This window comes from Rathayibacter sp. SD072, assembly GCF_017355185.1.
Classification (GTDB): Bacteria; Actinomycetota; Actinomycetes; order Actinomycetales; family Microbacteriaceae; genus Rathayibacter.
Window position 1 is genome coordinate 1 of the sequence record NZ_JADILJ010000046.1, and the last position, 17,083, is coordinate 17,083.

Below are 17,083 nucleotides of genomic sequence, written 5' to 3' on the forward strand. Positions count from 1 at the left end.
TGCCGTCGGGGTGCAGGACGTAGGTCCAGCGGTTGCCGTGGCGGACGTGGTGGTGGGCGACGCAGAGTGAGGCGAGGTTGTGGAGGGCAGTCTCGCCTCCGTGGCGCCACTCGACGGTGTGGTCGGCCTCGGTGCCCGAGGCGGAGCGGGTGCAGCCGGGGAAGCGGCAGGTCTGGTCGCGCAGCTGCAGGTGGAGGCGCATCCGCGGGGGTGGGACGCGCAGCGTGCGGCCGACGGAGATCACCGTGCCGGCTCCCGGATCGGTGAGGACTCGGGTGAAGGAGGCGCCGCGGTCGACCAGCTCGCGGGCGACGTCGGCCGGCAGAGGGCCGTAGCCGTCGAGGTCTGCGGGGGAGTCGTCGAGACCGGCGGCGGTCGTGGCGGGCAGGGTCAGGCGGATCTCGGCGCGCACCCTGGGGACGAACGTGGCGGCCCCGCGCTCACCGGGCTCGCCGGGCTCACCGGGCTCGCCGGGCGAGGTGCCCGACACGTCGCCGTCGCACAGCAGGTCGGCCAGGGCGTCGGCGCGCAGCTGCGCGAGGGTGCGGTCCTCGCACGGCTCGACACCGCATCCGTCGCTGTCGGCACGTCCCTCGCGGAGGGTACGGGCTATCCGGTCGAGGCGGGCGAACGCTCCGACCGCGACGGGAGCGGGGAGGAGCGCGGACAGGGTCGCCATGCCGTCGACCTCCGGCGTGATCCACACGGCTCGGTCCTCGCGGGCTCGCCGATGGCGCTCGGCGAGGGGCTGCTCGTGCAGCTCCTCCCGGAGCCGCGCCAGGGCTCGCCGCAGCTGCGTGGGGGTCAGGGAGACGGCGAGGTGCGCGGCGCGCTCGTCGAATGCGGCGCGGGAGGAGACGGGCAGCGTGGCGGCAACGGCGCAGACGATGCGTCCCGACTCCCAGAGGATGCGAGCGCCGGCCAGTGCCACCCGGGTGTGCGGCAGATCCTCGACGAGCAGCTGCGCCTGCTCCAGTGCGCGCGAGGCGGACGCCTCCGAGAGACCGAGGGCGACCGCGAACTCGGCTCGGATCGAGCGCTCCACGAGGTCGCTCGACTCGCTGCGCGACCGGCCGCGGGCGAACGCCTCGGGGCGCTCGAGGGCCGCGCGGTAGCCCGCGTACAGCTCCTCGGCCGCGGCGAGGTGGAGCGGTGCGGCCGAGCGTGCGAGCGCGGCGGCGCGGTCGCCGCGCCCGCGGACCTCCGCGAGCACCGCCTCCGTCGTACCGATCCCCGTCATGCGAGAAGTGAACCGGCGACTACTGACATTCCCTCGACTTCGTGTCGCAGTGGTGGCGCGTTCGCAGCGACGCCGCGCCGCCAGCCGAGCAGCGCCGGACTACGCCCTCAGCCCGAACTCCGCATCCAGCGCGTCGAGCTCCGCCACAGCCGCCGCGCGCAGCCGCGCCTTCTGGCCCGCGGGCAGCCACGATGCGTCCACCCCGGTCAGCGCCATCTCGCGCAGCTGCGCGTGCGTCGCTCCGATCGGCCCCGCGGCGATCCGGTACTCGTCGGCGAGCGTCGTCGGGAACATGCCCGGGTCGTCGGAGCAGGGGGTGACGCGCAGGCCGGCGTCGAGCATGGCGCGGATCGACGCGCGGCGCCACGGGCGCCAGGAGCGGCGGGAGGTGGTCGACGCGACGGTGAAGACCACTCCGTCCTCCCGCATCCGCTCGACGACGGCCGGATCCTCGAGCACGAAGTAGCCGTGATCGATGCGGTCGCAGCCCAGGAGGTCGAGGCAGGTGATCGTGTTGGCGGCGGTGGGCGCGTGCTCGGAGGAGTGCGCGGTGCGGCCCAGGCCCGCCCGGCCGGCGAGCGCGTAGGCGTCGGCGAAGCGCTCGGGCGGACCGGCGGTCTCGAGGTTGTCGAGGCCGATGCCGGCGACGTACTCGTGCGGGGAGTCGACGACCTGCTGCACGAGGGCGAGGGCCTCCTCGCCGCTGCGGCTGCGGTCGATGCCGGCGATCATCCGCCCGGTCATGCCGAAGTCGCGCTCGGCCGCGCGGATGCCGTCGGCGTAGGCCTCGACGCTGCCGCGGTACCCCAGGCCGGCGAGGTGCTCGGGGACGCCGTCGAAGAAGAGCTCGAGGTGACGGGTTCCGCTGCGCTGATGCGCGTCCTCGAAGGCTTCGTAGACGATCCGCGTCAGGTCCTCGGCCGAGCGGAGCACCTGCACGACCCACTCCGAGACCTGGAAGAGGGAGTACGAGACCTCGGGCTCGCCCGCCGAGCGCCCCTGCGGCACCGGCACGACCGTGTCGCGGTAGAGCGCGGGGTCGGGCGGGAGGGAGTTGATGTCGGCGAAGATCCGCTCGGGGTCGGCGGGCAGCGCGAGACCCTCCCGGCGGGCGAGCTCGGCGAAGGTGCTCGCGCGCACGGTCCCGATCAGGTGGCAGTGCAGGTCGACCTTGGGGATCCGGCGGATCCACTCGTCGGGGACGGCGGAGGGGTCGGTGATCGGGGGCTCGGTGCTCATGGCGGTCTCTCCGGGTGGTGCGGGCGGTGCGGGGAGGGAGGCGGTGCCCGTGCGCGGCTCGGCGGCCGCGCACGGGCGCGCGGCCTACTGGGCGGTGACCTCGCGGGCGAAGCGGTCGACCCACTCCGAGCGGGTGGGGACGAGCTCGGTCGGGTCGAGGGTCTCGTAGCCGGCGGCGGTCGGGTCGGCGGCGATGTCGCCGACGACGGCGGTGATCGACTCCGGGACCTGCGCGGCGAGGTTCACGGGCAGGTCGCCCACGATCTCGGCGGAGGAGGTCTGCGCCTCGACCGAGAGGAGGTAGTCGATGAACTGCTCGGCGGCGTCGGTGTTCGCCGCGCCCGCCGGGATCATCGCGCGGTTGGTCGCCATGTAGCGGCCCGTGGCGGGAGGGGTCCAGGCGATCGGCTCGCCCGAGGCGACGAGGTCGGTGGCGAAGCCGCTCAGCGCGTCGGCGGCGGTGATCTCGCCCTGCGTCAGCAGGTTCGTGACCTCGGTGGAGGAGCTGTAGAACTGCAGCACGCCGGGCGCCCAGCCGGACAGGGTGTCGAGCGCCGTGTCGATGTCGTAGGGGCCGTCGCCGTAGGTCGCCGCGACTCCGCTGATCATCAGCTGGCCCGCGGTGACCGAGATGTCGGGCAGTGCGACCCGGCCGGCGTTCGCGCTGTCGCCGTAGAGCTCCCAGTCGGCGGCCTGCTCGGCCGAGAACGCGTCGGTGGAGTAGAGCGTGCCGTTGAGCTGGTAGCTGTAGGCCGGGCCGAGGTACACGTCCTCCTTCGCGAAGTCGGCGATGTCCGCGATCGCGGGCACGGCGTCCGCGTCGACCTGCTCGAAGAGGTCGTCCTCCTGGCCGAGTGCGGCGTAGTAGTCGCTGATCAGCATCACGTCGACGCCGGGGTCGTCGCCGCCCGCGAGCTGCAGCTGCGAGAGCCGGTCGGAGTTGGAGCCGGTCTCGACCTCGACCTCGATGCCGGTCGCCTCGGTGAAGGGGTCGATGACCGCCTCCTGGAACTGCTCGACGCCGAAGGGGAAGGTGCTGACGACGAGCGTCTCGGAGGCGCCCTCGGCGCTCTCGGAGTCGGAGCCGCCGGAGCAGCCGGCGAGGGCGAGGGCGCCGATGACGGCACCGGCGGTGAGGGCGACGGCGCGCCGGGGAGTGGTGCGGGACATGGCGGTTCCTTTCGAGGGGGGAGCTGCGGAGGGGGAGCTGCGGAGGAGAGTGAGGAGAGAAGAGGAGCGGGAGTAGGCGCGCCGCTCAGTCGCGGGCGAGCGCGACGATCCGCGACGCCGCGGCCGAGACGACCACCGCGTCTCCGGGCGCCACTCGCGCGGCGGAGTCGGCGCGCACGTCCGACACCAGCCGCACCGAATCGCCGGCGGGATCCGTCGCCTCGACCGTCACCAGCACGTCGACCCCGCGGTACGCGACATCGACGACGACCGCGTCCAGCGCCAGTGCGCCGGCGGGGGCGGCGGCTCCGCTCGTGACCGCCAGGTGCTCGGGACGCACCGTCACGAGCGACCCGTCGGCGAGGCCGAGGAAGTTCTCGTAGCCGAGGAAGTCGGCGACGAAGCGGTTCGCCGGAGCACCGAAGACCTCGGCCGGCGCGCCCTGCTGCATGATGCGCCCGGCGCGCATGAGCACCATCTCGTCGCTCATCTCGAGCGCCTCGTCCTGGTCGTGCGTGACCAGCACGACGGTCAGCCCCGTCTCGGACTGGATGCGGCGGATCTCGGAGCGCATCTGCACGCGGAGCCGCGCATCCAGGTTCGACAGCGGCTCGTCGAGCAGCAGCAGCCGGGGGCGGATCGCGATGGCGCGGGCGAGGGCGACGCGCTGCTGCTGTCCGCCCGAGAGGCGTCGCGGCCGGCTCGCTGCGAGGTGCGCGAGCCCGACCATCTCGAGGCTCTCGGTCACCCGCTGCGCCCGCTCGGCGCGTCCGAGACCGCGCAGCTTGAGGCCGTAGCCCACGTTGTCGGCCACGCTGAGGTGCGGGAACAGCGCGTACGACTGGAAGACCATCCCCAGCCCGCGCTTCTCGGGAGCGAGCCGGGTGCTGTCGACTCCGTCGATCAGGATCCGGCCCGAGGTCGGCGTGGAGTAACCGGCGAGCATCCGCAGCGACGTGGTCTTGCCGCATCCGCTGGGCCCGAGGAGGGTGGTCAGCTTGCCGGACGGGATCGCCAGGTCGATGCCGTCGACCGCGGTGAAGTCACCGAAGACCTGACTGACGTCGACGAATTCCGCTGCTGCGCTCATCGGTTGATGCCTCCGAAGATCTGGGCGAAGCCGACGCTGCGCTCGGCGATGATCGCGATGACGACGGTCGCCGCGAGGATGAGGGTGGACGTGGCGGCGACCATGGGGTCGTAGCTCTGCTGGACGTAGTCGAGCATCGTCACGGGGAGGGTCCTGGCGTCGCGGCTCTGCAGGAGCAGCGACAGCGGGACGTTGTTGAACGAGGTCACGAATCCGAGCAGCGCGGCCGAGAACACCCCGGGCCGCAGGATCGGGAGGGTGACGGTGAAGAAGGTGCGCAGCGGTCCGGCACCGAGGCCGCGGGCGGCCTCCTCGAGCGCCGGGTCGCTGGTGGCGAGCGAGGCGCCCGTCACGCGGACGGCGTACGGGAGCAGGAGCGCCGTGTGGCCGATCAGCAGCACGGCCGCGTTGTCGACGTCGAGCGTGACGACGAGCTGCTGGAACAGCGCCAGGCCGACGACGAGCTCGGGCACGATCAGCGGCGAGAGGAAGAGCCCCTCGATCAGCGAGCGGCCGGGGATCCTGCCGCGGTAGATCGCCAGGGTGGCGGGGATGCCGATCAGCAGGGCGATCGCCGTGGAGAGCACGGCGAGCTGCGCGCTGGTCGCCAGCGACTCCAGGAACGGGTCGTACGAGAGCGCCTCGCCGAACCAGCGGAACGAGAGCCCCTCCGGCGGGAAGCGGAGCGTGGAGCCGGCGGTGAAGGCCGTGGCGACGACGAACAGGATCGGCACGATCATGATGACGTAGCCGGCGACCGCGAGCGACGCGGCGACGGGGCGGCGGGTCCTCATGAGACGGCTCCCTTCCGGGCGACGAGGGAGGAGAGTCCGGAGACCAGGAAGACGAGGACCGTCATGACGATCGCGGTGGCGGAGGCGCCGGCCCAGTCGATCGTGACGCTGGAGTAGGAGAACAGCTGGGTGCTCAGCATCCGCTGGCTCGACCCTCCGAGCAGGTAGGGCGTGGTGTACGCGGTGACCGAGCCCGCGAACACGAGCGTCGCGGCGACGACGACGCCGGGCAGCGAGAGCGGGACGACCACGTCCCAGAAGGTGCGGGTCGGGCTCGCGCCGAGTCCGCGGGCCGCGTCGTCGAGCCCGGCGTCGACCTGCGAGACGGCGGAGTAGCAGGAGATGATCGCGAGCGGCAGGAAGAGCTGGGTCAGGCCCAGCACGATCGCGAGCTCCGTGTAGAGCAGCTGCGGGGCCTCGGACACGACACCCAGGCCCACGAGCAGCTGGCCGATCGCGCCGTTCGAGCCGAGCACGACGAGCCAGCCGAAGGTGCGGACGACGTTGCTGAGCAGCAGCGGGAAGATCGCGAGGGCCAGCAGGACGCCCGACCAGCGGGACGAGGAGCGCGCCAGCAGGTAGGCGATCGGGAAGCCCAGGACGACGCAGATCAGCGTGACCACGAGCCCGATGCCGACCGTGCGGCCGATGATGCGCAGCTCGTAGGGGTCGGTGAGCATCTCGCCGACCCGGGCGATCACCTCGAGGGGCCCCGTTCCGGGAGGGGCGAAGAGCATCACCAGCGAGGGGACGACGAAGAAGAGCAGCAGGAAGCCCAGCCCGGGCAGGAGCAGGAGGGGAGCGGTCCTCGACCTCACGAGTACCTCCGATCGGACGCGTCGGGCGGCGTCGTGGGAGGCCGCAGGATGGATGTAACCGGTTGCATCGACAGTAGACCGGCGACGCTACCCCGTTCGATTCGCGCATGTAAACACTGTGTTTCGAGATGCTGCGTCCTGGAACTTCGTCGATGCGAGCGGTTGCACGCGTGGCCCTATGATCACGGGAGAGCCGGAGGGGGGGAGCATGGCCACGCTCGCCGACGTCGCCGCCCTCGCCGGCGTCTCGAAGGCGACCGCGTCGCGCACGCTCTCCCGCCCCGAGGTCGTCTCGCCCGACACGGCCGCGCGGGTGCTCAGCGCCGCGGCCAAGCTCGGCTTCATCCCCAACTCGGCGGCCCGCCAGCTGGCGCGGGGCCGCACGGGCGTCGTCGCGCTCGTCGTGCCCACCCTCGACAACGCCTTCTTCACGCCGATCATCGGAGGCGCGCAGCGCCGCGCCGACGAGGACGGCCTGCAGCTCACCGTGGCCGTGCATCCGCTCGAGGCGGTGCGCGAGCTCGGAGCCTTCGATCGGCTCTCGCGCCAGGTCGACGGCTTCATCGTGGTCGCGCCGCGCGGCGGCGACGAGCTGCTGCTCTCGGCCGGCTCGCACAAGCCGACCGTGCTGGTCGACCGCGAGGTCGACGGGATGGCGTCGGTCGTCGCCGACACCGCCTCGGCGTTCGGCGCGCTCGTCGAGCGCTTCGCGGCCGACGGCCACGAGCGCGTGCTCTACGTCGGCGGGCCGGACGGATCGTGGCAGGACGGGCAGCGCACGGCCGCGGTCCGCGAGGCGGCGCGCCGCGGGGGAGTGGAGCTCACCGTGCTGGGCCCGTTCCCGGCCACGTTCGCGGCGGGAGTGGGCGCCGCGGCGGCGGTGCGCGACTCCGGAGCGACGGCGGTCGTGCCGTACGCGACCGCGCTGGGCCTCGGCGTGCGGTACGCGCTGCTGTCCTCGGGCGGCCTGCCGGAGGGGCTCGTGGTCAGCTCCGAGCGCTCGATCGTCGACGCGCTGGGCCTGATCGGGGTGCCCGCGGTCGACGTCGACGGCGAGCAGCTCGGGCGGGCAGCGGCCGAGCTGCTCATCGAGCGGCTGGCCGACCGGAGCGCGACGCCGGAGCGGCGGCGGCTGCCGGTGCCGGTGCAGTGGCCGGCGGGCGGCTGAGGGTTCCTGCCTGCTGGTCGAGCGGCCGCCGGCGGCGGCGTCTCGAGAACCGCCGCCGCCGGAATCGGCGCTACGCCGTCAGCGCGACCGCCGTCCACGAGACCGGGGGCAGCGTCACCGTGAGCGTGCCGCCCTCGAGGGAGGGGTCGACCGCGTCGCGCAGGCCCACGCGCTCCTGGTCGTCCTTCGTGTTCTTCGCGTACGGGTCCTCGTCGAAGAGGGCCACCGCCTCCGCGATGCTCGAGACGCCCAGGCCGGACACGTCGACCGTGACCGTGATCGACTCCGTCTGCGAGCGGTTCACGAGGAACACCGACGAGCGGTCGCCGTCGTGCGTCGCGACCGAGTCGACGAGCGGAGCCTCGCCGTGGCGGGCGGTGGAGTAGGTGCCCGCCTCGATCCGGGGCTTCAGCACGCTGCCCGACGCGAGACGCGCGGTCGTCGAGAACGGGAAGAACGTGGTCTGGCGCCACGCCGCTCCGCCCGGCTCGGTCATGATCGGCGCGATCACGTTGACCAGCTGCGCGAGCGAGGCCGAGGTGACCCGGTCGGAGTGCTTCAGCAGCGTGATCATGAGGTTGCCCAGCACGACCGCGTCGGCGACCGAGTAGACGTCCTCGAGCAGGCGGGGGGCGTAGGCCCACTCGCGGGTGCTCTGGTCGCCCTCGGCGTCGGCCTTCTCCTTGGCCTGCCACTCCTCGAGGTACCAGATGTTCCACTCGTCGAAGGACAGCATGATGTCCTTCGTCTTCTTGAGCTTGTACTTCACGTGGTCGGCCGTCGCGACGACCGTGGCGATGAAGTACTCCATGTCGAGGGAGGAGGCCAGGAACGAGCCCAGGTCTCCGCCGTACTCCTGGTAGTAGGCGTGGCACGACACGTACTCGACGTCGTCGTAGGTGTGCTCGAGGACGACCCGCTCCCACTCGCCGAACGTCGGCATGCCGGATCCGGAGGAGCCGCAGACCACGAGCTCGAGCGACGGGTCGGCGATCTTGAGCGCCTTGGCGGTGCGGGAGGCGAGCTTGCCGTAGTCCTCGGCGTTCATGTGGCCGACCTGCCAGGGGCCGTCCATCTCGTTGCCGAGGCACCACATGCGGATGTCGTAGGGCTCGGTGCCGCCGTTGGCGATGCGCTGGTCGGCGAGGGCGGTGCCGGCCGGTCCGTTCGCGTACTCGAGCACGTCGAGCGCCTCGAGCACGCCGCGGGTGCCGAGGTTGACCGCGTACATGATCTCGCTGCCGGTGAGCTCGGCCCAGCGGGCGAACTCGTCGAGGCCGACCTCGTTGGTCTCGAGCGAGTGCCAGGCCAGGTCGCGGCGGCGGGGGCGCTCGGAGCGCGGGCCCACCCCGTCCTCCCAGCGGTAGCCCGAGACGAAGTTGCCGCCGGGGTAGCGGATGGTCGTGCTGCCCAGCTCCTTCACCAGATCGACCACGTCGAGGCGGAAGCCGTCCTCGTTGGCCGTGGGGTGGCCGGGCTCGTAGATGCCGTCGTACACGCAGCGGCCGAGGTGCTCGACGAACGAGCCGAAGATCCGCGGATTCACGGGGGCGACGACCGCGGTGGGATCGAGGGTGATCCGTGCCGAGGAGGTGGACGGGACGGCGCGGGGAGCGTCGGTCATGACAGGGCCTTTCCGGGGCGGTGGCGGGCCCCTCCTGTTCCGGAGGGGAGTGGTGCGCGGGTGCGGCCGGTCACTTGACCGAGCCGATGGAGAGTCCGCCCTGCCAGTACTTCTGCAGGGTGAGGAAGGAGACGATCAACGGGATCACCGAGATGAGGGCCCCGACGATCACGAGGTTCCACAGCGACTGCCCGCCGGTGTTGACCGACGCCTGGGTCTGCCAGGTGCCCAGGCCCACGGTGACGGGGAAGAGCTGCGAGTTCGAGAGCATCACGAGAGGGAGGAAGTAGTTGTTCCAGGTTCCCACGACCGACAGCAGCAGCACCGTCACGAGGGCGGGTCGCAGCAGCGGCAGGGCGACGCGGAAGAAGACCGTGATCTCGCCCGCCCCGTCCATCCGCGCGGCGTCGAGCATCTCCTCGGGCACGGCGTCCTGGGTGTAGACGCGCATGAGGTAGACGGCGAACGGGTTGAGCATCGACGGCAGGATGACCGCCCACATGGTGTTCGTGAGCTGGGCGGCGCTGAACATGACGAACAGCGGGATGACCAGGGCCGTCGCCGGCACCATCACGGATCCCAGGACCAGCGAGAAGAAGGCGTTGCGGCCCTTGAACGCGTAGGCCGCGAAGCCGTAGCCGGCGAGCACCGACAGGACCGTCGCTCCGAGACCTCCGGCGAAGGCGTAGAGGAACGAGTTGCCGAGCCACTTCCAGTAGAGCCCGTTGGAGTAGGTGAACAGCGAGCCGATGTTGGTGAAGAACTCGAACGAGTCGCCGAACCAGAGCGGGCTGACGGTTCCGGAGAAGAGGCCGACCTGGTCCTTCGTCGACGCCACCACGAGCCACCAGAAGGGCAGCGCGAAGTAGACGACGAAGGCGAGCAGGATCACGTGCGGGAGCAGCTGGCGGCCGCCGCGGCGGCTCCGCGCCCGGACGGCGTCCTCGCGTCGCTGGACGCGGTCGCGCTTGGGTGCGAGCGAGAGGGTGCTCATGAGAGTCCGTTCCTCTTCTTCGTGGCGGCCAGGAACAGGTAGGACCCGACGAAGACCACGAGGCCCAGCGCGAACGAGATCGCGGAGGCGTAGTTGAACTGGTTGTACGAGAAGGCGAGCGTGTAGGCGTAGATGTTCGGCGTGTAGGACGCGTCGATCGAGCCGGACGCCAGCGACCGCAGGATCTGCGGCTCGGTGAAGAACTGGAGCGTGCCGATGAGGGCGAAGACCAGGATCAGGACCATCGACGAGGAGATCATCGGGATCTTGATGCGCAGCGCGGTCTGGATCGCGCTCGCGCCGTCCAGGCGCGCGGCCTCGTAGACCGCGGGATCGATCCCCTGGAGGGCCGCGTAGATGATGATCATGTAGTAGCCCGCCCACTGCCAGGTGACGACGTTGACGAGGCTGCCGAAGATCGAGTCCTTGCCGAGCAGGTTCGGTGCGTCGAGACCGAACCAGCCGAACACCTCCGCGGCGGGGCCGAACGAGGGGCTGTAGAGGAAGCCCCACATCAGCGCGCCGATGACGGCCGGCACCGCGTACGGCACGAAGATCATGAGCCGGGCGAAGCGCGAGAACCGCGAGGTCAGCGCGTCCAGCATCAGTGCGGCGATCAGCGAGACCAGCATCTGGATCGGGATCAGGATGAACGCGAACCGCACCACGAGCCAGACGCCCTCGAGGAACAGCGGATCCGAGAACGCCTTGGCGTAGTTCGCGAACCAGACCCACTCGGTGCCGGTGGCGACCGACTTGTTCTGCATGCTCAGGATGAACGAGTAGATCAGGGGCGTGATCAGGAAGACCACGAGGAAGACGCCGAACGGAGCGACGAAGACCCAGCCCCAGCGGGCGCGGCGCGAGGCGACGGCTCCGGAGCGGGGCTTCTTCGAGGGGCGTTCGGCGGTGGCGGCGGGCGCGGGGACGACGAGGGTCGACATGGGTGCTCCTTCGAGAGGGGACGGGGCGGCCGCCGCCCCGGGGGACGGCGGCCGCCGATCGTCAACCGACCGTGTAGCCCTGACCGGCGGCGTACTCGCTGACCGCGGTCTGATAGGTCGCGAGGGCGTCCTCGACGCTGGACTCGCCGCTGTTGACCGCGTTCACGGCCTCGGTGAGCTTGTCGTAGGCGAAGTTCTGGAACGGCGAGACCTGGAAGCCCTGGTACTCGGTCGCGGCGGTGAGGAAGACGTCCTTGTTGATCTGCTGACCACCGAAGAAGTCGTACTCGAGGTTCGCGAAGTAGTCCGACTCGAGGATCGGCTTCCAGAGCGGGAACAGCGCGGCCTTCTCGATGCCGATCTTCCACGCCTCCTCGGTGCCGAAGATCTCCTTGGCGACGAGGGCCGCCGCCTCCTTGTCCTCGGCCTGCTCGGTCACCGCGAACGCGGATCCGCCGATGTTGATCTGGGTCGGCTCCTCGCCCTCCCACTGGGGGACCGGGGCGGCGCGCCAGACGGCGTCGGGATCGGCGCCCTCGAAGCCCTGCAGGTAGCCGGGCAGCCAGGCGGCGGCGATGACGGACGCGTAGGTGCCGTCGACGAGGTGGGTGTTGTAGTCGGTCGTCGAGCTGTCCTCGGTGCCGACGAGTCCCTTGCCGACGAGGTCGTTCCAGTAGTTCATGACCTTGGCGCTGGCCTCGTCGTCGACGTCGACCGTGACGTCGGTGCCGTCGACGGTGTAGGGCACGGAGCCGGCCTGAGCGAAGAGCGCCTGCTGGTACGCGCGGCCGTTGCCGGCGTAGTCGGTCATGAGGGTAGTGGAGCCGGCGTCCTTGAGCGCCTGCGCGGCGGCCGCGTACTCCTCCCACGTGGTGGGGACCGGGATGCCGTACTCGTCGAGGATGTCCTGGCGGTAGAGCATGCCGACGGGTCCGCCGTCGACGGGGATCGCGTAGGTGCCGCTGCCGCTGGAGACGTCGGCCCAGGCGCCCTCGGAGTAGTTCTGCTGCACGTCCGCCGCGCCGTACTCGGTGAGGTCGACGAGCGCGTCCTGCGGGATGTAGCTCTGCACGACCTCGCTCTCGAGCATGACGACGTCGGGGGCGCCCGAGCCCGCCTGCACGGCGGTGGTGAGCTTGGTGTACTCGTCGTTGCCGGCGCCGGCGTTGCTCCAGCAGATCTGCACGTCGTCGTGGCTGTTGTTGAACAGGTCGACCACGCCCTCGAACTCGGGGTACCAGGCCCACATCGTGACGACCTTCGCCTCGTCGTTCACGATCGTGTTCTCGCAGCTGGCGGCTTCGCTGCCGGCGGAGCAGCCGGTGAGAGCAGCGGCGGAGGCCGCGACGGCCACCCCCGCGGCCAGCAGTCTCTTCGAATGACGCGTCATTGCGTTTCCTTTCGGATGCGGCCGTCGTCGGCCTGAGGAGGGTTCCCTCGCGGGAGCGAGGAGGTTCTGCAGCGAGTCTCCAAAGGTTCTACAACGATGGAGACAACGTTGTAGAAATGATGATGCGGAGTCGCCGCGGCCCTGTCAAGAGCGGCTCGCCGAGCGGCCCCGCGGCGTCCGTCCAGCCGTCCGTGCTGGACTGGCCGGGTGGGAACGATCGACGCGTGCAGCCTCCTCGCCGACCGGGTGGAGGCGCTCGCCGCCTCGGATCCCGCTCCCCGGGCGCTGATCCGCTCGACGGCGCGCGAGATCGCGGGCATCCGCCCGGGCCCGCTCGGAGTGCTCGATCTCGCGGGCGGCGGCCGCAACCGGATCCGCGGACGCGGGTTCGCCGCGACGTACGACGACCAGACCCGCGGCCAGGCGCGGCACTTCGCGGGGGTGGCCGGGGCGACCCTCTACCTCGGCGGCGCGCTCGCCCACCTGCTCCTGCGCACCGCGGGCGGCGATCGTCCGGGCAGCGCGGACGACAGGCTCACGCGGCGGGCGGTCGAGTGGAGCAGGCTGCTGCGCCGGGGCCGGCTGCCGGTCGGCGAGGCCGGCGGATGGATCCGCCGCGAGATCTGCGAGTGCGGCTGAGGGCTCAGGCCGGCGCGCTCGACTCCCGCGGCACCACCGAGAACGCGGCGGTGCGCAGGCGGTGCGCATCGGTGTCCGTGCCGTCGATCCGCGCCTTCAGCACGTCGACCGCTGTCTGCGCGATCTCCTCCCGGCCCGGGTCGATCGAGGACAGGCTCGGCACGGAGTAGCGCGACTCGTCGATGTCGTCGAAGCCGATCACCGCGACGTCGTCCGGCACGTGCCGCCCCGCGTCCTGCAGGGTGCGCACGGCGCCGAGCGCGAGCGTGTCGTTGAAGGCGAAGACGGCGTCGAAGTCGACTCCGGACTCGATGATGCCGCGCATCGCGACCGCGCCGTTCAGGCGGTGCCAGGGCCCGGAGTAGCCGATCAGGTCCTCGTCGTAGGGAACGCCCGCCGCCTCCAGCGCCTCGCGGTAGCCGCGCGTCCGCAGCACCGCCGACCCGACCTCCTCGTCGGCGTGGGCTCCGAGCGCGACGATCCGCCGCCGCCCGCTCTCGAGGAGGTGCGCGGTCGCCGCCCTCGCCGCCTCGACGTTCTGCATCGTGACGTGGTCGACGCGCTCGGTGAAGATTCGCTCGCCGAGCAGGACCAGCGGGTAGTCGACCGCGAGCGCCGGTTCGTCGCTCATGTCGATGCCGAGCGGACTGAAGAGCAGGCCGTCGGTGAGCTGGCGGCGCGGCGAGCTCAGCACGCTCCGCTCACGGGCCGGATCGCCCCCGGTCTGCTCGATGAGGACCGTGAGCCCTCGCCGGTCCGCGGCGCGCATGACGCTGTCCGCCAGCTCGGCGAAGTAGGCGAGGCTGAGCTCGGGAAGGGCGAGACCGATGACCCCCGTGCGGCCGCGGCGCAGGCTCCTGGCCGACAGGTTCGGACTGTAGCCGAGCTCCGCGATCGCGGCCTCGACCCGCTCGCGGGTGGCCGGGCGGATGTGCGGGTAGTCGTTGATGACGTTCGAGACCGTCTTGATCGACACTCCGGACGCACGCGCGACGTCGTGCAACGTGACCGCCATCGGTCCTCCTCCTGCTCGGGGGTGCGCCCAACCTACAACGTTGTACCACTGCGCGCCCCGCCGTGCCCGGTTCTGCTGGGACATGGTGCCGCCGTCGTGCGCTCCGGCGGTCGTCCCGGCGCGGCGCGCGGGACCGGGGGACGCCTCGTCCCCCACTCTGGACTCTCGACGAGAGGAGCCGCGATGGACGCACGCGAGCACGAGGTCCGCCGGCGGATGGATGCCCACGAGCTGTACACCGACGCCGGTGACGGGCTCGAGGCGCTCGAGGAGGAGCGGATCCGCGGCAAGGAGCTCGCGCACGCCTACAACGCGACCGGGCCCCGCGAGGCGGAGGAGCGCCGCCGCCTGCTGCACGAGCTGTTCGAGGCGGTCGGCGAGGGAGTCTGGGTGGAGCCGCCGCTGCACGTCGCCTACGGCAACCGGGTGCGGCTCGGCGAGAACGTCTACGTGAACTTCGGCCTGACGCTCGTCGACGACGTCGAGGTCGTGATCGGCGACCGGGTGATGATCGCGCCGAACGTCACGATCAGCACGACCGGGCACCCGGTGCATCCGGAGCTGCGCCGCGACGGCACGCAGTTCTCGGCGCCGGTCGTGATCGAGGACGACGTGTGGATCGGGGCGGGCGCGATCCTGCTGCCGGGCGTCGTGGTCGGCGCGGGGTCGGTGGTGGCCGCGGGGGCGGTGGTGACGGCGAGCGTGCCTCCGCTGGTCGTCGCGGGAGGAGTGCCCGCGCGCGTGCTGCGGGCGATCGGCGACGGCGACCGCGAGTGGGAGTACCGCGCGCCGCGGACGCTGGGCTGACCCCCTGTCGACGAGGTGCGGCACAGCTCGCTGCTGGAGCCGTCGTCGTGTCTGCAACCGAGGTCGGGAGCGCGTGCGGCGACCTCTCGAGCCGTCCGGGCGGCTCCTGACCTCGGTTGCGAACGGCTCGGCCTGCAGAACGAAGGCTGAGCGCGCCGATTCGAGCGGGAATCCCGGGATCCCGTCAGGGAGCCTTCCTTCCGAGGTCCGCCCGGGGTCGTGCATCCCAAGCTGCACGAGGCGTGCTCCGCGGGGCTCGGTAGGCTCCGCGGGTGACCCGCTCCCGACTGATCCTCGAGACTCCCCGGGGTCCTGCGCCGACCGAGGGGATCGCGAAGGCGACGTTCTTCGGCGATCACGACGACACGTTCGCCGTGGTGCGCGACGGCCTGGGCGAGCGCTTCCACGTGGTCACCGGCACCATCCCGTACCTCGGCCACGCAGGCGGCGAGGTGAGCATCCCCGGTGTCGACAAGGGCGCGGCGCTCGTCGCGCTCGCCGAGCGGCTCGGGCACCCGGTCGAGGACACGGTCGCGATCGGCGACAGCTCGAACGACGTCGAGATGATCACCGCCGCCGGTCTCGGCATCGCGATGGGCAACGCCACCGACGACGTCCTCGCGGTCGCCGACGACGTGACGACCTCGGTGCACGAGGACGGGGTGCGGACGGCGTTCCTCCGTCACGGCCTGATCTGAGCCGGCCCCGGCTCGTCGGAACCGGGGCCGACGGCGATCAGGTGTACCAGGAGGGCTCGGGCACGTCGCCCAGCAGGGCGAAGACGCCCACTTCGCGCCGCTTGTAGGCGATCGGATCGTGCAGCGAGTGGGTGCGCAGATTCCGCCAGTAGAGGTCGAGCCCGACCGCGCTCCCGGTGGCGCGCGCGCCGGTCAGCTCGAAGACGCGGGTCGCCGTCTCGAGGCCGTCCTCGACGATGCGGGCCTTGGCGGCCGCGATCCGCACGGCGATCTCGCCGCGGCGACGGGGAGTGAGCTCCTCGCGCGGGGAGTGCAGCACGGCCGACAGCTCGGCTCCGGTCGCGTCGATGAGCGCCTCGGCCGCCCACAGCTTCGCCTGCAGATCGCCGTAGCCCTCGAGGAGGTACCACTCGTCGGTGGCGCGCTCCTTGTCGTCCCCGCCGTACGGCCAGGCGCGGGTGCGCTCGCGGGTGTACCGGGCGGCGTGCTCGAGCGCGCCCTGCGCGATGCCGAGGTAGAACTCGGCGAAGACCTGCTGGATCGTCGGCACGTTCAGGGAGTTGTAGACGAGCGGCTGGAACTCCCGGTCGACGAAGCCGGCGGCCGCGGCCCACGGCACGCGCACGTCGCGGATCTCGACCGAGCCCGACTCCGTGAGCCGCTGCCCCAGGCTGTCCCAGTCGCGGCCGAAGACGATGCCGTCCTGCGCGGTCGGCACGATGGCGAAGACGTGCGTGTCCGTGCCCTCGAGGATCCCCTCGAGCACGGTCAGGTCGCTGACCACGCCGCCCGTCGAGAACGACTTGCGGCCCGAGAAGACGAGCTCGTCGCCCTCCTCCCGGATCGACAGATCGCTGTCGCGCGGATTCACGGCGCCGCCGTAGAGCAGGTCCCCCTCGGTGGCGAGCTGCTCCACCGCCGCGATCTGCTCGGGGGTGCCGACGAGGCGCGCCGCCCACGCCCAGAGGTAGTGGTAGCCCAAGAGCTGGCCGATCGAGCCGTCGGCGCGGGCGACGGTGCGGATCACGCGCAGGGCGGTGGTCCACTCCTGCCCGCCGCCGCCGTGCTCGAGGGGGCCGAGGAGCGTGACGAGCCCGGCGTTCTTCAGCAGGGCGACCTCGGTGAACGGCGCGGCGCCGGCGCGGTCGCGCTCGAGGGCGTCGACGGCGAGGACCGAGGCGACCTCCTCGGCGCGGGCGATCCACTCGGCCGGGGAGGAGGGGCGCGCGGCGCCCGACCAGCGGTCGGTCAGCGGGTCGCCGAGCGCGGTGGCGCGGGCGGCCGGCTCGTGGCCGGCGGCGGACGGGGTCGCCGGGGCGGCGGCGGACGGGGGCGGTGCGGTGCTCACGGTGGTCCTCTCTCGAACGGTCCGGCGACTCTCGCAGCCCGAGCAGGCGCCCGCCTCGAGTGGGTCGACGGGTGACGGCGTGTGACTCCGCGTGTCGACGAGGAG

Annotated in this window: 16 protein-coding genes; 4 read left to right on the forward strand and 12 right to left on the reverse strand. The window is 71.8% G+C overall.

The features are described from left to right. The 6 genes from IOC53_RS15410 to IOC53_RS15435 form a co-directional block, all read right to left on the reverse strand. Nucleotides 1-1,240: HNH endonuclease signature motif containing protein (locus IOC53_RS15410; RefSeq protein WP_207407067.1), on the reverse strand; the 1,240-nt coding region annotated here is incomplete at its 3' end. Nucleotides 1,241-1,339: 99 nt separating this feature from the next. Next, entirely contained in the window at nucleotides 1,340-2,479 is a 1,140-nt protein-coding gene (locus IOC53_RS15415) for a hypothetical protein (protein WP_242683402.1), read from the reverse strand. 84 nt (nucleotides 2,480-2,563) lie between these two features. Beyond that, nucleotides 2,564-3,649, reverse strand: a complete 1,086-nt coding sequence (locus IOC53_RS15420) for a PotD/PotF family extracellular solute-binding protein (protein ID WP_207407068.1) — start codon at nucleotides 3,647-3,649, stop codon at nucleotides 2,564-2,566. 85 nt (nucleotides 3,650-3,734) lie between these two features. Continuing rightward, entirely contained in the window at nucleotides 3,735-4,739 is a 1,005-nt protein-coding gene (locus IOC53_RS15425) for an ABC transporter ATP-binding protein (RefSeq protein WP_207407069.1), read from the reverse strand. Then, complete coding sequence (locus IOC53_RS15430; RefSeq protein WP_207407070.1) at nucleotides 4,736-5,533, reverse strand: ABC transporter permease; 798 nt, start codon at nucleotides 5,531-5,533, stop codon at nucleotides 4,736-4,738. The genes IOC53_RS15425 and IOC53_RS15430 overlap by 4 nt, the downstream gene beginning before the upstream one ends. After that, nucleotides 5,530-6,351 (reverse strand): ABC transporter permease, encoded by an 822-nt coding sequence (locus IOC53_RS15435; protein WP_123703877.1) that lies wholly within the window; start codon nucleotides 6,349-6,351, stop codon nucleotides 5,530-5,532. The genes IOC53_RS15430 and IOC53_RS15435 overlap by 4 nt, the downstream gene beginning before the upstream one ends. A 208-nt stretch (nucleotides 6,352-6,559) precedes the next feature. Between IOC53_RS15435 and IOC53_RS15440 the strand changes: the two genes are divergently transcribed. Then, nucleotides 6,560-7,519, forward strand: a complete 960-nt coding sequence (locus IOC53_RS15440) for a LacI family DNA-binding transcriptional regulator (protein WP_207407071.1) — start codon at nucleotides 6,560-6,562, stop codon at nucleotides 7,517-7,519. A 70-nt stretch (nucleotides 7,520-7,589) separates the two neighbouring features. Here IOC53_RS15440 and IOC53_RS15445 read toward each other — a convergent pair whose 3' ends face one another. The 4 genes from IOC53_RS15445 to IOC53_RS15460 all read right to left on the reverse strand — a co-directional run bounded on the left by IOC53_RS15445 (nucleotide 7,590) and on the right by IOC53_RS15460 (nucleotide 12,471). Beyond that, nucleotides 7,590-9,143, reverse strand: a complete 1,554-nt coding sequence (locus IOC53_RS15445) for an alpha-N-arabinofuranosidase (RefSeq protein WP_207407072.1) — start codon at nucleotides 9,141-9,143, stop codon at nucleotides 7,590-7,592. A gap of 70 nt (nucleotides 9,144-9,213) precedes the next feature. Beyond that, a complete protein-coding gene (locus tag IOC53_RS15450; RefSeq protein ID WP_207407074.1) occupies nucleotides 9,214-10,137 on the reverse strand; it encodes a carbohydrate ABC transporter permease in 924 nt (307 codons plus the stop codon). Then, nucleotides 10,134-11,081 (reverse strand): carbohydrate ABC transporter permease, encoded by a 948-nt coding sequence (locus tag IOC53_RS15455; protein WP_207407076.1) that lies wholly within the window; start codon nucleotides 11,079-11,081, stop codon nucleotides 10,134-10,136. Before IOC53_RS15455 ends, IOC53_RS15450 begins: the two co-directional genes overlap by 4 nt. A 61-nt stretch (nucleotides 11,082-11,142) precedes the next feature. Next, complete coding sequence (locus IOC53_RS15460) at nucleotides 11,143-12,471, reverse strand: ABC transporter substrate-binding protein (RefSeq protein ID WP_207407077.1); 1,329 nt, start codon at nucleotides 12,469-12,471, stop codon at nucleotides 11,143-11,145. 207 nt (nucleotides 12,472-12,678) lie between these two features. Here IOC53_RS15460 and IOC53_RS15465 point away from each other — a divergent pair, with 207 nt between their 5' ends. Beyond that, nucleotides 12,679-13,110 carry a hypothetical protein gene (locus IOC53_RS15465; RefSeq protein ID WP_207407078.1) on the forward strand — a complete coding sequence of 144 codons (432 nt, stop codon included), beginning with the start codon at nucleotides 12,679-12,681 and terminating at the stop codon, nucleotides 13,108-13,110. Between the two features lie 4 nt (nucleotides 13,111-13,114). Here the strand turns inward: IOC53_RS15465 and IOC53_RS15470 are convergent, their stop codons facing one another. After that, nucleotides 13,115-14,125, reverse strand: a complete 1,011-nt coding sequence (locus IOC53_RS15470; RefSeq protein WP_207407083.1) for a LacI family DNA-binding transcriptional regulator — start codon at nucleotides 14,123-14,125, stop codon at nucleotides 13,115-13,117. A 183-nt stretch (nucleotides 14,126-14,308) separates the two neighbouring features. Here IOC53_RS15470 and IOC53_RS15475 point away from each other — a divergent pair, with 183 nt between their 5' ends. Further along, on the forward strand, nucleotides 14,309-14,932 hold the full coding sequence (locus IOC53_RS15475) for a maltose acetyltransferase domain-containing protein (protein WP_207407085.1): 624 nt from the start codon (nucleotides 14,309-14,311) through the stop codon (nucleotides 14,930-14,932). Between the two features lie 272 nt (nucleotides 14,933-15,204). Further along, complete coding sequence (locus tag IOC53_RS15480) at nucleotides 15,205-15,630, forward strand: HAD hydrolase family protein (protein ID WP_207407087.1); 426 nt, start codon at nucleotides 15,205-15,207, stop codon at nucleotides 15,628-15,630. Between the two features lie 37 nt (nucleotides 15,631-15,667). Here IOC53_RS15480 and IOC53_RS15485 read toward each other — a convergent pair whose 3' ends face one another. Beyond that, complete coding sequence (locus IOC53_RS15485; RefSeq protein WP_207407089.1) at nucleotides 15,668-16,978, reverse strand: acyl-CoA dehydrogenase family protein; 1,311 nt, start codon at nucleotides 16,976-16,978, stop codon at nucleotides 15,668-15,670. Nucleotides 16,979-17,083 lie beyond the last annotated feature (105 nt).